At 59.0% G+C, this 14061-nt stretch carries 14 protein-coding genes; 6 read left to right on the forward strand and 8 right to left on the reverse strand.

The window, feature by feature from the left end; genetic code table 11:
- The 4 genes from VK725_RS01000 to pilH form a co-directional block, all read left to right on the forward strand.
- The coding region (locus tag VK725_RS01000; protein WP_325316205.1) for an FAD-dependent oxidoreductase at window positions 1-563 on the forward strand (563 nt) is incomplete at its 5' end.
- A 175-nt stretch (window positions 564-738) separates the two neighbouring features.
- On the forward strand, window positions 739-1335 hold the full coding sequence (locus VK725_RS01005) for a TIGR00730 family Rossman fold protein (protein ID WP_325316206.1): 597 nt from the start codon (window positions 739-741) through the stop codon (window positions 1333-1335).
- 31 nt (window positions 1336-1366) lie between these two features.
- Window positions 1367-2371, forward strand: a complete 1005-nt coding sequence (locus VK725_RS01010; RefSeq protein WP_325316207.1) for a YhdH/YhfP family quinone oxidoreductase — start codon at window positions 1367-1369, stop codon at window positions 2369-2371.
- Window positions 2372-2441: 70 nt separating this feature from the next.
- Complete coding sequence (gene pilH, locus VK725_RS01015) at window positions 2442-2807, forward strand: twitching motility response regulator PilH (RefSeq protein WP_126672786.1); 366 nt, start codon at window positions 2442-2444, stop codon at window positions 2805-2807.
- Between the two features lie 70 nt (window positions 2808-2877).
- Here the strand turns inward: pilH and VK725_RS01020 are convergent, their stop codons facing one another.
- Window positions 2878-3777 (reverse strand): DnaJ C-terminal domain-containing protein, encoded by a 900-nt coding sequence (locus tag VK725_RS01020; protein WP_325316208.1) that lies wholly within the window; start codon window positions 3775-3777, stop codon window positions 2878-2880.
- 112 nt (window positions 3778-3889) lie between these two features.
- Complete coding sequence (locus VK725_RS01025) at window positions 3890-4342, reverse strand: Hsp20/alpha crystallin family protein (RefSeq protein ID WP_325316209.1); 453 nt, start codon at window positions 4340-4342, stop codon at window positions 3890-3892.
- A gap of 135 nt (window positions 4343-4477) precedes the next feature.
- Between VK725_RS01025 and VK725_RS01030 the strand changes: the two genes are divergently transcribed.
- Together VK725_RS01030 and VK725_RS01035 are read left to right on the forward strand one after the other, a co-directional pair.
- The gene (locus VK725_RS01030) at window positions 4478-4966 is read left to right on the forward strand and encodes a peroxiredoxin (protein ID WP_325316210.1); all 489 of its coding nucleotides are present in this window, start codon (window positions 4478-4480) and stop codon (window positions 4964-4966) included.
- A gap of 92 nt (window positions 4967-5058) precedes the next feature.
- Window positions 5059-5343 carry a hypothetical protein gene (locus VK725_RS01035; protein ID WP_325316211.1) on the forward strand — a complete coding sequence of 95 codons (285 nt, stop codon included), beginning with the start codon at window positions 5059-5061 and terminating at the stop codon, window positions 5341-5343.
- Between the two features lie 63 nt (window positions 5344-5406).
- Here VK725_RS01035 and gyrA read toward each other — a convergent pair whose 3' ends face one another.
- The 6 genes from gyrA to pnp all read right to left on the reverse strand — a co-directional run bounded on the left by gyrA (window position 5407) and on the right by pnp (window position 14052).
- Window positions 5407-8013 (reverse strand): DNA gyrase subunit A, encoded by a 2607-nt coding sequence (gene gyrA, locus VK725_RS01040; RefSeq protein ID WP_325316212.1) that lies wholly within the window; start codon window positions 8011-8013, stop codon window positions 5407-5409.
- A 138-nt stretch (window positions 8014-8151) separates the two neighbouring features.
- Window positions 8152-8562, reverse strand: coding sequence for a GtrA family protein (locus tag VK725_RS01045; RefSeq protein ID WP_325316213.1), 411 nt, complete (start codon window positions 8560-8562; stop codon window positions 8152-8154).
- Window positions 8559-9581 carry an S-methyl-5-thioribose-1-phosphate isomerase gene (gene mtnA, locus VK725_RS01050; RefSeq protein ID WP_325316214.1) on the reverse strand — a complete coding sequence of 341 codons (1023 nt, stop codon included), beginning with the start codon at window positions 9579-9581 and terminating at the stop codon, window positions 8559-8561. The genes VK725_RS01045 and mtnA overlap by 4 nt, the downstream gene beginning before the upstream one ends.
- A gap of 155 nt (window positions 9582-9736) precedes the next feature.
- Window positions 9737-10804: a class III poly(R)-hydroxyalkanoic acid synthase subunit PhaC gene (gene phaC, locus VK725_RS01055; RefSeq protein WP_325316215.1), complete on the reverse strand. Its 1068-nt coding sequence runs from the start codon at window positions 10802-10804 to the stop codon at window positions 9737-9739.
- Window positions 10805-10813: 9 nt separating this feature from the next.
- Window positions 10814-11836 carry a poly(R)-hydroxyalkanoic acid synthase subunit PhaE gene (locus VK725_RS01060; protein ID WP_325316216.1) on the reverse strand — a complete coding sequence of 341 codons (1023 nt, stop codon included), beginning with the start codon at window positions 11834-11836 and terminating at the stop codon, window positions 10814-10816.
- A gap of 110 nt (window positions 11837-11946) precedes the next feature.
- On the reverse strand, window positions 11947-14052 hold the full coding sequence (gene pnp / locus VK725_RS01065) for a polyribonucleotide nucleotidyltransferase (RefSeq protein WP_325316217.1): 2106 nt from the start codon (window positions 14050-14052) through the stop codon (window positions 11947-11949).
- Window positions 14053-14061: the final 9 nt, after the last annotated feature.

Raw genomic sequence — 14061 nt, forward strand, 5'->3', positions numbered from 1 at the left:
CCGCCGACACCGGCGTGAAGGTGGACGAGCGCGGCCGCATCGTGGTCGACGAGCACAACCACACCGGCGTGAACGGCGTGTGGGCCATCGGCGACGCCGTGCGCGGCCCGATGCTGGCGCACAAGGGTTCCGAGGAAGGCGTGGCCGTGGCCGAGTGGATCGCCGGCAAGGCGGGCCACATCAACCTCGACACCGTGCCGTGGGTGATCTACACCGAGCCGGAAATCGCCTGGGCCGGCAAGACCGAAAAGCAGCTGAAGGAAGAAGGCGTACCGTACAAGGTCGGCACCTTCCCATTCGCCGCGATCGGCCGTGCAGTGGCCATGAACGAGGCGATCGGTCAGGTGAAGGTGATCGCCCATGCCGATACTGATCGCCTGCTGGGCGTACACATGGTCGGCCCGGGCGTCTCGGAGTTGATTGCCGAAGCCGTTGTCGCGATGGAGTTCAAGGGCTCCGCCGAAGACCTCGCCCGCATCGTCCACGCGCATCCGACGCTGTCTGAAGCCGTGCACGAAGCAGCCCTATCGGTCGACAAGCGCGCTATTCACAAAGGCAACTAAGGCGTCATGCCAAGCTGATCGGCGGCTCGCTCGTGGAGACATGGGCGAGCCGTTTTGTTTGCGACGGTATTTGTGACGACGACATCCGATCCACAGCACGTAGTACAACCTGACATTTCGTCATATCGGCACACGCCAGAATGACGGATCTACACAATCCGACGAGTCCGTTGATATGCCCCGGCCCACCTCTCTCTGCGTCTATTGCGGCTCCAGTTCCGGCAAGCATCCGGAGTACATCGAACAGGCTCGCGCTTTTGGTACAGAAATGGCTCGCCGCGGTATCACGCTAATTTACGGCGGCGGCAAGGTGGGGTTGATGGGTTCGGTCGCAGACGCGGTGCTGGCTGCGGGTGGCAAAACTATCGGCGTGATTCCACGCCAACTCGTCGAACGCGAAGTGGCGCATCCTGGCCTCACGGAAATGCACGTGGTCGAGACCATGCATCAGCGCAAGACGCGCATGTACGAATTGTCGGATGCCTTCGTCGCGCTGCCCGGCGGTTACGGCACGATGGATGAAATGTTCGAGATGCTGACTTGGGCACAGCTGGGCCTCCACAAATACCCCTGTGCCTTTCTCGATGTGCGCGGCTACTACGCACATTTGCGCACCATGATGGATCACATGGTCGCGGAAGGTTTCGTGCGTCAAGAACAGCGCAATAGCGTGTGGTTCGGCGACAGCATCGAAAAACTGTTCGATTGGATGTCGCATTACCAAGGCGACGACACGCCCAAATGGATCGATAGCCAAAGCGTGAAAGCCTGATCTTTCGCGCAGCCATCAAGCAGGAGCCATCATGAGCCTCAGCACAGAGTTCCGCGCCTTTCGCATTCACAACGACCCGAGTGGTTATCGCGGTGTTCTCGAAACCATCGACACCAACGCACTCAGCCACGGTGAAGTGCTGGTGAAAGTCGCCTATTCGTCGGTGAATTACAAAGATGCGCTGGCCGGCACCGGCAAGGGCAAGATCCTTCGCCAATATCCGTTGAACGGCGGCATCGATGCGGCAGGTGTTGTCATCGCGTCCAGCGATATCAACATCAAGGAAGGCGACTATGTGCTGTGCACCGGCAGCAGCCTTTCCGAAACACTTGACGGTGGCTTCGCCGAATACATCCGCTTGCCGTCGCAGTGGACCATACCGCTACCCACAGGCCTGGATCTGCGCGAAAGCATGATCATCGGTACAGCCGGCTTTACGGCCGCACTGGCATTGCTGCAGATGGAAGACAATCGCCAGACCCCTGGATTGGGTGCCCTCGCTGTGACAGGCGCCAGCGGTGGCGTGGGCATGCTAGCCATCGATATTTTCACGCGCGCCGGATACGACGTGCATGCCATCAGCGGCAAGGCCGATCATTTCGATTTTTTGCGCGGACTTGGCGCGAAAGAATGCATTGATCGTCACAAGCTGCTATTTAGCGGCAAGCCGATGGATTCGGTACGTTTCGGCGGCGCGCTCGACAATGTCGGCGGCAGCATGCTCGCAGGACTTCTGCCGCTGATTGCGCCGTATGGAAACGTTGCCATTTGCGGCAATGCCGGTGGCATCGCCTTCGACAGTACGGTCATGCCATTCATCATTCGTGGCGTCAACCTGCTAGGCGTTGCCACCTCGGCAACAGCCCGCGCTATCCGCGACCGGGTGTGGCAGCGCCTCGCCGGCGACTGGAAACCTGCCCACCTGGATCAGATTCTTACCCAGGAAGTGTCGCTGGAGCAGCTTCCGGAGGTGTTCGAGCGTATGCTGGCTGGGAACTCTTTCGGTCGCACCATTGTGCGTATCGGCAAGGTTTGACATCTTCACGCTTGGAAGCATCGCGGCTGAGCCTTAGAATTGGTCTGAACAACAAGGGGACTCCCACCTTATGGCACGCATTCTTATTGTCGACGATTCCCCGTCGCAGCTTCTTGGTATCAAGCGCATTGTCGAGAAACTCGGCCATGTCACGCTGACTGCCGAAGATGGCGCGGCGGGCGTCGAGGTGGCGAAACTGGAAAAGCCCGATCTGATTCTGATGGACGTGGTGATGCCGAACCTCAATGGCTTCCAGGCAACGCGTACAATTAGCAAAAACCCCGACACGTCGCACATTCCGATTGTGCTGGTGACGACGAAGGATCAGGAAACGGACAAAGTGTGGGGCATGCGCCAAGGCGCAAAGGCCTACGTGACCAAGCCGATCAAAGAAGAGGAACTGGTTGCGACGTTGAAGGAATTGCTTCCGGCGTAAACGTACTCAACACATGGCAAAAACGAACGGCGCCGCAGGGCGCCGTTCGTTTTTCTGAAGACCATCAGCATCAGTGACGCGGATTGTAGTGCTCGTATTGCGCGCGCAATCCTTCGTAAGCAGAACGCTGCGAATCATTTTCAACGGGCGGCGTGCGTATCGATACTTCCACCAGTTGATCACCCGCTGGATCGCCCGGCATGCCACGCCCTTTCAGACGCAACTTGCGCCCATTCTGCGTGCCCGCGGGAATGCGCAGATCGACCGTACCGGCCAACGTTGGCACAGGCACGGTCGCACCCAACGCGGCCTCCCATGGTGTTACGGGCAGCACGTGCAGCACGTTTCGGCCTTCCAGCTTGAATCGCACGTCGTCGCGAATCGACACTTCCAGCAGAAGGTCGCCATTCGGAGCACCCCCCATGCCCGGTTGCCCCTGCCCACTCAACCGGATGATCTTGCCCGGTTGAATACCCGCAGGAATTTTCACCTCGAGCACGCGCTCCTGCCCGCTCCCATCGTCCAGACTCAGACGCGTGCGGCCGCCGTTGAACGCCGTGTGCAGATCGATCTGCACCTGAGCCTGGATGTCGCGACCACGACGTGCACGCGGCGCCTGCTGTTGCCGGTGTCCGCCGCGGCCGAACAGACTTTCGAAGAAATCGCTGAAATCGCCTTCGCCCGCATCGCCAAAGTCGTAGCTTTGACCTTGCCCCCAGTTCGGAGGCGGACGGAATTGTTCGCCCTGGCGATAGCCGCCGGCGCGTAGTTGATCGTAAGCGCGACGCTTTTCGGCATCTCGCAGTACTTCGTTCGCTTCGTTGACGGCCTTGAATTTCTCTTCGGCGCCGGCTTCTTTGTTCTTATCCGGATGGTATTTACGCGCCAGCTTGCGATACGCCGTCTTGATGTCGGCTTCGCTGGCATCAGGCTTCACGCCCAGGGTGTCGTAATAGTCTTTGAATTCCACTGTTACTCCCCAAGGATCGGCCCCCAGGCCGACCCCAGAATCAAAACACGGGTAGCCCGCCACAGATCATCGTCCGTGGCGGGCTACCTTCGCAACATCAAGCAATGTGCGGTTATTGCGCGGTGTTGATCGTGATGCGGCGGGGCGCAACCTCAGCCCGCTTCGGAATCACGATTTCCAGCACGCCATGCTTACCACTGGCGACAATGTTCTCGGCATCGGCGCTCTCCGGCAGCGTGAAGCGGCGGTGGAAGCTGCCGTGTGTGCGCTCAACGCGCGTGAAGCGGCCGTTCTGCTCGGTTTTATCGATCGCGCGCTCGCCTTTGATGCTTAGGATGCTCTTGTCCATGCTCACCTCGATGGTGGCCGGATCGACACCGGGAACATCCACGAAAATCACAAATCGCTGTTCTTCTTCCTTGATATCAACGCGTGGCGCCCACTGCTGGGCCGCCACATTGGAGCTGTCACTCGCGTCGGACTGAAAAAAACGATCGAACACCTGGCGGATGTCCGCCGGGATGGTATGGGTCGTGCCCCACACAGCATTGCGGCTCAATGTCATGGCTCACCTCGAAAAAGTTGCGGTGCACTCACCGCTTGGTTCCTAGATAGTTCCGAAGGCCACCGTTTCAAGGCGACAAGCTACCCCTGGCAGGGGTAGCATCCCCGCGGTTGTCATCCCTTCAGTGAGCCCCTCATGCCGATCGAAACCGGAGCGTCCCTGCCGGATGTGGAAGTAGCTGTCATCGACGCCGACGCCGAGGTCACGCGCGTCCGCACCGGCGAGCTTTTCGCTGGCCGGAAACTCGTGCTTTTTGGCGTGCCCGGCGCGTTCACACCTACCTGCTCGGAGCGTCACTTGCCTGGCTACGTGAAGCTCTACCCACAGTTCAAAGCGCGCGGCGTGGACGTCTTTTGCATGGCGGTGAATGATGCTTTCGTCATGAAAGCATGGGCCGCTTCCCAGCATGTGCCGTCAGGTTTCAAGCTGCTGGGGGACGGAAACGCTTCGCTGACCAAGGCCCTCGGGCTGGAGATGGACGGCACCGCCTACGGCATGGGCATCCGCTCGCGCCGCTTTGCCCTGTATGCCGAAGATGGCATCGTGAAGCTGCTGAACGTCGAAAAGCCAGGCGAACTGCGCGTGACCACCGCCGAGACGATGCTGGACGCTACGCCCCATTGAGCCCTACGTGACAACGCGACCGGCATCACAGTAAGAGTTCGACTCCCTCGACACAGTATTTACGCGCGTCATGCGTAGAGGGGAATCTGATCATGAAAACACGCAAGCTGCCGCTGGCGCTTTTGGCGCTGTCCTTCTTCTATGCCACCACGGCCCACGCGGGGGCCGCATCGGGCATGATCCATTTCACCGCGCTGGTTTATCAGCCAGCGTCGGCATCGATGGACGTCCAAACATCCAGAGCCGACGCACCGATTGCCACGAAAAAGGTCGATTCGCTGCGCAACTTCCGCAACATCATGCAACGCGACACGCTCGACTACTTCGAGACGTATGCCGGCAAGGATGCGAAAGTAGTGAGCGTGACTTACCTGTAACCGCTTCGCCAAAAACAAAGCCCCGCATATGCGGGGCTTTGTATCGTCGCTTAGCGAGATGTATCAGCCAGCGTCAGGCTGAGCGTCGGGTGCACCGCCTTGCTCCGGCGACAGGTCATCGCCTGTTTCTGCGTCGTCACCATTGCTCTCATCCGCATCCAGGCGCACCACGCTCACCAACGCCTCTTCCGCCGGTAGGCGAATCAGCGTGACACCTTGCGTGTTACGACCCAATTGCGAAACTTCGCCAACACGCGTGCGCACCAGCGTGCCCTGATTGGAAATCAGCATCAGCTCGTGGGCATCGGTGACCTGTGCAGCCGCCACCAGCGCGCCATTGCGCTCGGAGCACTGAATACCGATCACGCCTTGCGTACCGCGTCCCTTCTTCGGGAATTCTTCCAGCTGGGTACGCTTGCCGTAACCGCGTTCCGTGGCAGTGAGAATATCGCCTTCCGCGGCAACGATCAGCGACACCACTTCGGCGTTGTCTGTGAGCTTCATGCCTCGCACGCCGGTAGCGGTACGACCCATGGCACGCACTTCATCTTCGTCGAAACGGACCACCTTTCCGGTGGACGCGAAGAGCAGAATATCGCTCTTGCCGTCGGTGAGTTCCACACCCACCAATGCATCGCCCTCGTCCAGGTTGATGGCGATCTTGCCCTTCTGCAGCTGGTAGGCAAATTCGGTAAGCGGTGTCTTCTTCACCGTGCCGTGTGCAGTGGCGAAGAATACGAAGCGATCTTCGCTGTATTCATGCACTGGCAGCACAGCCTGCACTTTTTCGCCTTCGCCCAGCGGCAGCAGATTCACCATCGGCTTGCCACGTGCATTCGGGCCGGCGTCTGGCATCTGATAAACCTTCAACCAGTAAACACGGCCAGTGCTGGTGAACGTGAGCAACGTGTCGTGCGTATTGACGACCCACAGTTGTTCGACGAAATCCTCGTCCTTCAACGTGGAAGCGGTGCGGCCTTTGCCTCCGCGACGCTGTGCACGGTAAATATTCGCGGGCTGACGTTTCACGTAACCGGCATGGGACAGCGTGACGACCACGTCTTCGGGCGCAATCAGATCCAGAACGTTGAGATCTTCCTGCGAATGTTGGATTTCCGTGCGACGCTCGTCGCCAAACTCGGTCTTGATCGCTTCCAGTTCTTCCCGGATGACGGTAAGCAAGCGCGCCGGATCTTCCAGGATTTCGATAAGACCGCGAATGGTTTCGAGGATCTCGCGGTATTCGTCGGAAAGCTTGTCTTGTTCTAGGCCTGTCAAGCGATGCAGGCGCATCGCGAGAATTTCCTGAGCCTGAATTTCGGACAGCTGATAGCCATCGACTTTCAGACCATCGCGCGGATCCATATCTTCCGGACGCGATGCTTCCGCACCCGCAGCAGCCAACAACGCGCCGACCATGCCCGGCTGCCACTTGCGTGCCAGCATGCGTTCGCGCGCTTCCTGCGGTGAGGACGAGGTTTTGATCAGTTCGATCATCTCGTCGATATTGGCGAGCGCGACGGTGAGGCCTTCCAAGATGTGTGCGCGTGCACGCGCCTTGCGCAGTTCGAAAATCGTGCGGCGCGTAACGACTTCGCGACGATGGCGAACAAATGCTTCGAGGATTTCCTTGAGGTTGAGCGTGCGCGGCTGACCATCGAGCAGCGCGACCATGTTGATGCCGAACGTGACCTGCAGCTGCGTCTGCTGGAACAGGTTGTTCAACACCACATCGGCCATCGAATCGCGGCGGATTTCAATGACGACGCGCATACCGTCTTTGTCGGATTCGTCGCGCAATTCGGAAATGCCTTCGAGGCGCTTTTCCTTCACAAGCTCGGCGATCTTTTCGATCAGGCGAGCCTTGTTTACCTGATACGGCAGCTCGTGAACGATGATCGTCTCGCGACCGTTGGATTCGGTTTCGATCTCGGTGCGCGCACGAACGAGAATGCGACCACGACCCGTGCGATACGCTTCAACGATGCCCGCTGCGCCGTTGATAATGCCCGCGGTAGGAAAATCCGGACCGGGGATGTGCTGCATCAACTCCTCGACGCTAAGCGACGGGTTGTCGATCAGCGCGATGGTGGCGGAGATCACTTCGGTGAGATTGTGCGGCGGTACGTTGGTGGCCATACCCACCGCGATACCCGCCGAACCATTCACCAGCAGATTCGGTACGCGCGTGGGCAGGACCAGTGGTTCGTGTTCGCTCTCGTCGTAATTGGGGCCGAAGTCGACGGTTTCTTTGTCGATATCGGCGAGCAACTCATGCGTGAGTTTCGCCATGCGCACTTCGGTGTAACGCATCGCTGCGGCGTTGTCACCGTCGACCGAACCGAAGTTACCCTGACCATCTACCAGCATGTAACGCAGCGAGAACGGTTGCGCCATGCGGACGATAGCGTCGTAAACCGATGCATCGCCGTGTGGGTGATATTTACCAATCACGTCACCGACGACGCGAGCGGATTTTTTATACGGCTTGTTCCATGCGTTACTCAGCTCGCTCATCGCGAACAACACGCGCCGATGTACAGGTTTCAGACCGTCTCGTACATCGGGGAGAGCACGTCCCACGATCACGCTCATGGCGTAATCGAGGTAACTCTGTCGCATTTCATCTTCGATATTGACGCGGATGATTTCTTTGGCGAGCTCTGCCATCAATAGGCTTCCCTGGTAGCAAATAAGAACCCCAAGACAGGCGCGGAAAACGCATGTCTCCGAGGGTCAGGCGGTAGCGTCAAAGTGTAACACAACAGTGCTTGAAAAGTGCTTATTTTAGCCTTTTCAATCAATGGGTTACGGGTGTGTTTTGGAGCGCCTGAAAAGCAGCGTCCGGGCGCTGACAAAATTGACCAGAGCGGCCAAAACCGAGCCCACCGCAACGGCCAATGCAGGCCACTGATGCCAGCTCGGAAACTCGATCAAACAGGCCACATAAACGGCATAGTTGACCGCTGCGCCACCACTCATCAGCGCCATCCAATGCAGCCACTCGCTGAACACCGTGCGTCCACTGTGGCGAGCTGCGAAGGTGTGACTTCGGTTCCACCACCACGTGACCGTAGCGGCCAACAGGAAGGAAATCACCCTGCCAGCGTAAGGATTGATGTGCGCAAGCCTCACGAGCAGCGTCACAACGCCCGCGTCGACGACGAAACCGATCAGGCCGCCGACAGCGAACAGTGCGAACTCATGATTGAGCTTCATGCAACGAAAACAGCCCGCATGCGTTCGGTGGTGGGGTTTTCGATAACACCGCGCTCGGTGACGATGGCGTCGATCAGGTTGGCGGGTGTTACGTCAAAAACAGGATTCCACGCTTCAGCGCCATCGACAACGGTGCGACGCCCCGCCACGCTCAGCAACTCTGCGGCATCGCGCAACTCGATTTCGATGTCATCACCAGACGCCGTCGCCATATCAACCGTCGAAGATGGTGCGACGACCATGAACTTCACGCCATGATGGCGAGCCGCAATGGCGAGTTGGTACGTGCCGATTTTGTTGGCGGTGTCGCCATTGGCGGCAATGCGATCGGCGCCCACTATGACCCACTTCACTTCACCGGCCTTCATCAGGTGCGAAGCCGCCGAATCGGCGATCAGTTTTGCAGGAATGCCGTCGCGGACGAGTTCCCACATGGTGAGACGTGCGCCCTGCTGCCACGGACGCGTTTCGCCCGCATAGACCTGATGGATGCGACCCGCAGCCACACCTGCACGAATCACGCCCAGCGCGGTGCCGTAGCCGGAAGTAGCCAGCGAGCCCGTGTTGCAATGAGTCATTACGGCGGAGCCCGGCGCGATCAGTGCAGCGCCGAGTTCACCCATATGGCGATTCGCAGCGAGATCTTCATCCTGAATGGCCTGCGCTTCGCGCTCCAGCGCCGCCGCATCTGCACCGGCAGCAATGCGTCCTTTCATACGATCAAGCGCCCACATCAGATTCACAGCGGTGGGACGCGCCGAGCGCAGATGCGCAAGCGCCGGATCGAGCGGTTGACCGCTTTTTGCCGTGAGCACAACACCCCACGCGGCCGCGATGCCAATCGCCGGCGCACCACGAACGGCGAGATCCTTGATCGCGTGGAAGACCGATGCCTCGTCGCGACAATCGATCCACTTTTCCTCGGCGGGAAGCAGACGCTGGTCGAGCAAACGGAGATGATCGCCGTGCCATTGGACGGCGCGGATGGTGTCGTGGGTAGCGGAAGTATTCGAGGTCATCGTCCTAGTTTAGAGGTCGGCGATGTGGGGAGCGAGAGGGAAAGGGATTCGCCCCCTCTTACGGTCAACGCCACCTCACCGTCATTCCGGCGAAGGCCGGAATGACGGTGAGGGTGATTGGGGGATACAGCAAATTGATGCGATCGGGGATGTTCTTACGTGCGTTGCTGCAGCCACTGGTGTATCGCAGGCGCCACTTCACGCTGCGCGCGGCTGGACACGTAAATCCCGATGTGGCCGCCCTTGAACGCCAGCTCGGTGTAATCTTTCGTACCCAAGTGACGACCCAGCGGACGTGACGCATCCGGCGGCACGAGGTGATCCTGGTTGGCGTAAATATTCAGCACCGGCTGGCCGATCATGCCCAGATCGACGGGCTGGTTGCCAATCTGCAAATCGCCCTTGATCAGCTTGTTCTGCTGATAAAAATCCTTGATGAACTGCCGAAACGCTTCACCCGCCTGATCCGGCGAATCGAAAATCCAGCGCTCCATGCGCAGGAAGTTTTTCAGCTCTGCAGGGTTGTCGAGAATGTCGACGAGACCCACGTATTTTTGCTGATTCAAGCGCAGCGGCTTGAGCATCAGGTACACCCAGTTCATCAACTGCGCAGGCACGTTGCCCAGCGTGTCGACGAACAAATCGACATTCATGCGCTGCACCCACTGCGAAAGCATGTTGTCGGGCGTCTGGAAATCAACCGGTGTCACCATCGTGACGAGGTTCTTGACCTTCTCCGGATGCATCGCGGTGTAGCACAGCGAAAACGTGCCGCCCTGACAAATACCGAGCAGGTTGATGGCATCCAGACCATGACGCTTGCTGATGACGTCGACTGCGCGGTCGAGATAACCATTGAGGTAATCGTCCAGCGTCAGCCAGCGATCGGCACCATCGGGGTAACCCCAATCGATGAGATAAACGTCTTCGCCCTGCTCAAGCAGATTGCGCACGAGCGAGCGGTCGTCTTGCAGATCAGTCATCCACACCGTGTTGACCAGCGCGTAGACGATAAGCGTAGGCACTTTGGCCGTCGGCTTCGTGTTGCCCTTCATGTGCCAAACGGTGAGTTTGTCTTCTCGATAAATCGCTTCGCGCGGTGTATTGGCGTATTCCTGTTCGCCTAGTCCACGCAGATTCTGCATGCCAGCTGCAAGCTTGCGCTGGAACGCAGCCATTTCGTTGAAGGCTTGCTGAGGGTCGATGTGCAACGGTGCTTGCATGGGCGATCCTTACTTGCGCTTGCTGGTTGCGGAGCGTGTGGCTTTTGCAGTCGATCCGGCGGATTTGATCGGGCGAACCGCAGAAGTGTCTTTGGCTTTTGCTTTCGTCGCAGCCAGTTCACGCTTGAGATCGGCAATTTCGGTTTGCAGCGCGTCCACGAGTGCCTCATCCGCCTGCGCGACGGGTTGCTGTCGTTCACGCATTTCACGGCGCAGCTGTTGCACACGCTTGCCCAGACTATCGACCTCGCTTCGCGTAGGAATGCCAAGCTCACGGCACATCTGTTCGGTCTGTTGTTGTTGCATCTGACGCACGCGCATTTGTGCGTTGACCAACTCACCGAATACTTCGCGGTATTCGTCGGAAAGCGCCATCTGCGAATAGGCTTCTTCCATCGCATCGACCCAAAGGTCGTAGAGCCCTTTCAAGGATTGAATCTGCTTGCCAGGTTCGGCGCGTGCGGCGAGCATATCCTGCAAGCGCGAAATGCCGTCAGCATTCACCTTCTGCAACAATGCTTGATAACGCGCGTTGATCTGCGCGTACTGACTCATCGCTGCAGCAAGCGCTTGTTGATCGAGCTGCATTTCGCGCGTGATGCCGAAGGTGGCCGTCTGGCTTGGGGCGCCGGTCATACCGGTCATGCCAGCGCGCTGCATCGCCTGCAACCATGATTGCCATTGATGATCCAAGCCGAAAGCTGACGCGCTATCGAGACCTGCGACCGTTTGCGCAAACGGCTGATTGAATGCGGCGAGGAACGGCTGCATGACGGTGGGCTGCTGCCAGTTGCTCATCATGGGATTGGTGCCGGCACTAGCGGCCTGCTGCAGCCACGTACCATAGGCCTGCAGGTTGGCGAGGCTGCGCGTGAGGACATCGTCCGCCTGCATGCCTGCTGGAGGCATACCCATGCCACCAAAGGGAGCGGGTGCTCCCGGTTGCTGCTGCAGATATCGCATCCAGGTATCCCAGGACTGCTGCGCAAAAGCCTGGTAATCCTTCAGAAAATCATGAGGCTGATCGGGCATACCTGCATTCCTCTATCGGAATGCCGATCGTATCAAATTGAAGCTTTCCGAAATGAGAACGCCCGGCTACAGGAGCCGGGCGTTTTCGATGATCAACGTGTCGGAAAAACTCAGGCGTTGGCGTTTTCGTCTTCAGTGACAGCCTTCATGGACAGGCGAATACGGCCCTGCTTGTCCACTTCGAGCACTTTGACCTTGACGATATCGCCTTCCTTGAGCTTGTCGGAGACCTTCTCGACGCGCTCATTGGAGATCTGCGAGACGTGGACGAGACCGTCTTTGCCCGGCAGGATCGTGACGAAGGCACCGAAGTCCATCAGCTTGGCGACCTTGCCCTCGTAGATGCGGCCCGGCTCGACGTCGGAAACGATCTGTTCGATGCGCGCCTTGGCGGCGTTAGCCGCTTCGCGGTTGACCGAGGCGATCACGACCGTGCCATCGTCGGTGATGTCGATAGTGGTGCCGGTTTCTTCGGTAATCGAGCGGATGGTGGCGCCACCCTTGCCGATGACTTCGCGGATCTTGTCCGGATGGATCTTGATGGTGAGCAGACGCGGCGCGTATTCGCTCATTTCCGAACGCGGCGTACTGATCACCTTGGCCATTTCGCCCAGGATGTGCAGACGGCCACGCTTGGCCTGCTCCAGCGCCACCTTCATGATTTCTTCGGTGATGCCGTCGATCTTGATGTCCATCTGCAGCGCGGACACGCCATCGGCGCTACCGGCTACCTTGAAGTCCATGTCACCGAGGTGATCTTCGTCACCCAGGATGTCGGAGAGCACGACGAAGTCGTTGCCTTCTTTGACCAGACCCATGGCAATACCGGCTACCGGCGCCTTGAGCGGGACGCCAGCGTCCATCAAGGCCAGCGAGGAACCGCACACCGAAGCCATCGACGAGGAACCGTTCGACTCGGTGATCTCGGAGACCACGCGCAGCACGTACGGGAATTCTTCGATGGTCGGCTTGACGGCCTGCACGCCGCGCTTGGCGAGACGGCCGTGGCCGATTTCGCGACGCTTCGGTGCACCGAAACGACCGGCTTCACCCACCGAGAACGGGGGGAAGTTGTAGTGGAACAGGAACGGATCTTTCGACTCGCCTTCCGGCGCATCGATGATCTGCGCATCACGCGTCGTGCCCAACGTGGCAATGACCAGCGCCTGTGTTTCGCCGCGGGTGAACAGCGCCGAGCCATGGGTACGCGGCAGAACGCCGACGCGCACGGTGATCGGACGCACGTCGTCGAGCTTGCGACCGTCGATGCGGACCTTGGTCTTCAGCACGCTGTCGCGCATGGTGTGGTATTCGAGCTCGGCGAATTCCTTCGCGAGTTCGGCCGAGGCCCAGCCGTGTTGCTCGGCCTGATCCTTCAGCGATGCCAGCACGTCGGACTTGATCGCGGCGATGGCGTCACGGCGCTGCAGCTTGTCGCGCACCTGAAACGCTTCGTCGAGCTTGTTGCCAACTTCACCTTTGAGCGCAGCAATCAGCGATTCGTTGCGGGCCGGCGGCTGCCAGTCCCACGACGGCTTGGCCGCTTCAGCAGCCAGCTCGGCGATCGCACGAATTGCGCTCTGCAACTGCTGGTGACCGAACACCACCGCGCCGAGCATGATTTCTTCGCTCAGCAGCTTGGCTTCCGATTCCACCATCAGCACGGCATTGGACGTACCGGCGACAACCAAGTCCAGATCAGAAGTCTTTAGCTCCGTGACGGACGGATTGAGCAGGTACTTCCCGTTGGTGTAACCCACGCGCGCAGCACCGATCGGCCCCTTGAACGGGATGCCGGCGAGGCTAAGCGCAGCGGAAGCACCCAGCATGGCAGGAATGTCACCGTCGACTTCCGGGTTCAACGAGACGACCTGTGCGATGACCTGCACTTCGTTCTTGAACTCTTCCGGGAACAACGGGCGCACCGGGCGATCGATCAGACGCGAGGTGAGCGTTTCCTTTTCGGTCGGACGACCTTCGCGCTTGAAGAAGCCACCGGGAATGCGGCCTGCGGAGTAGAACTTCTCAACATAGTCGACGGTGAGCGGGAAGAAATCCTGCCCTTCCTTCGCCTTGGCGGCAGCGACTGCGGTGACGAGCACCACGGTACCACCCATGCTGACCATGACAGCACCAGAAGACTGTCGGGCGATTTCGCCCGTCTCCAGTGTGACTTCGTGATTACCGTACTGGAATGACTTGGTTACTTTCGCCACTTGGTTTGT

It is taken from the genome of Dyella sp. (assembly GCF_035486915.1).
Classification (GTDB): Bacteria; Pseudomonadota; Gammaproteobacteria; order Xanthomonadales; family Rhodanobacteraceae; genus Dyella_B.

Bases quoted from the DNA above. Each gene is read 5' to 3' on its own strand.
- VK725_RS01035 (WP_325316211.1), top strand. From the start codon at position 5,059: ATGAAAACACGCAAGCTGCCGCTGGCGCTTTTGGCGCTGTCCTTCTTC.
- gyrA (WP_325316212.1), bottom strand. From the start codon at position 8,013: ATGGCAGAGCTCGCCAAAGAAATCATCCGCGTCAATATCGAAGATGAA.
- VK725_RS01005 (WP_325316206.1), top strand. From the start codon at position 739: ATGCCCCGGCCCACCTCTCTCTGCGTCTATTGCGGCTCCAGTTCCGGC.
- mtnA (WP_325316214.1), bottom strand. From the start codon at position 9,581: ATGACCTCGAATACTTCCGCTACCCACGACACCATCCGCGCCGTCCAA.
- VK725_RS01025 (WP_325316209.1), bottom strand. From the start codon at position 4,342: ATGACATTGAGCCGCAATGCTGTGTGGGGCACGACCCATACCATCCCG.
- pilH (WP_126672786.1), top strand. From the start codon at position 2,442: ATGGCACGCATTCTTATTGTCGACGATTCCCCGTCGCAGCTTCTTGGT.
- VK725_RS01060 (WP_325316216.1), bottom strand. From the start codon at position 11,836: ATGCCCGATCAGCCTCATGATTTTCTGAAGGATTACCAGGCTTTTGCG.
- VK725_RS01010 (WP_325316207.1), top strand. From the start codon at position 1,367: ATGAGCCTCAGCACAGAGTTCCGCGCCTTTCGCATTCACAACGACCCG.
- phaC (WP_325316215.1), bottom strand. From the start codon at position 10,804: ATGCAAGCACCGTTGCACATCGACCCTCAGCAAGCCTTCAACGAAATG.
- VK725_RS01030 (WP_325316210.1), top strand. From the start codon at position 4,478: ATGCCGATCGAAACCGGAGCGTCCCTGCCGGATGTGGAAGTAGCTGTC.
- VK725_RS01045 (WP_325316213.1), bottom strand. From the start codon at position 8,562: ATGAAGCTCAATCATGAGTTCGCACTGTTCGCTGTCGGCGGCCTGATC.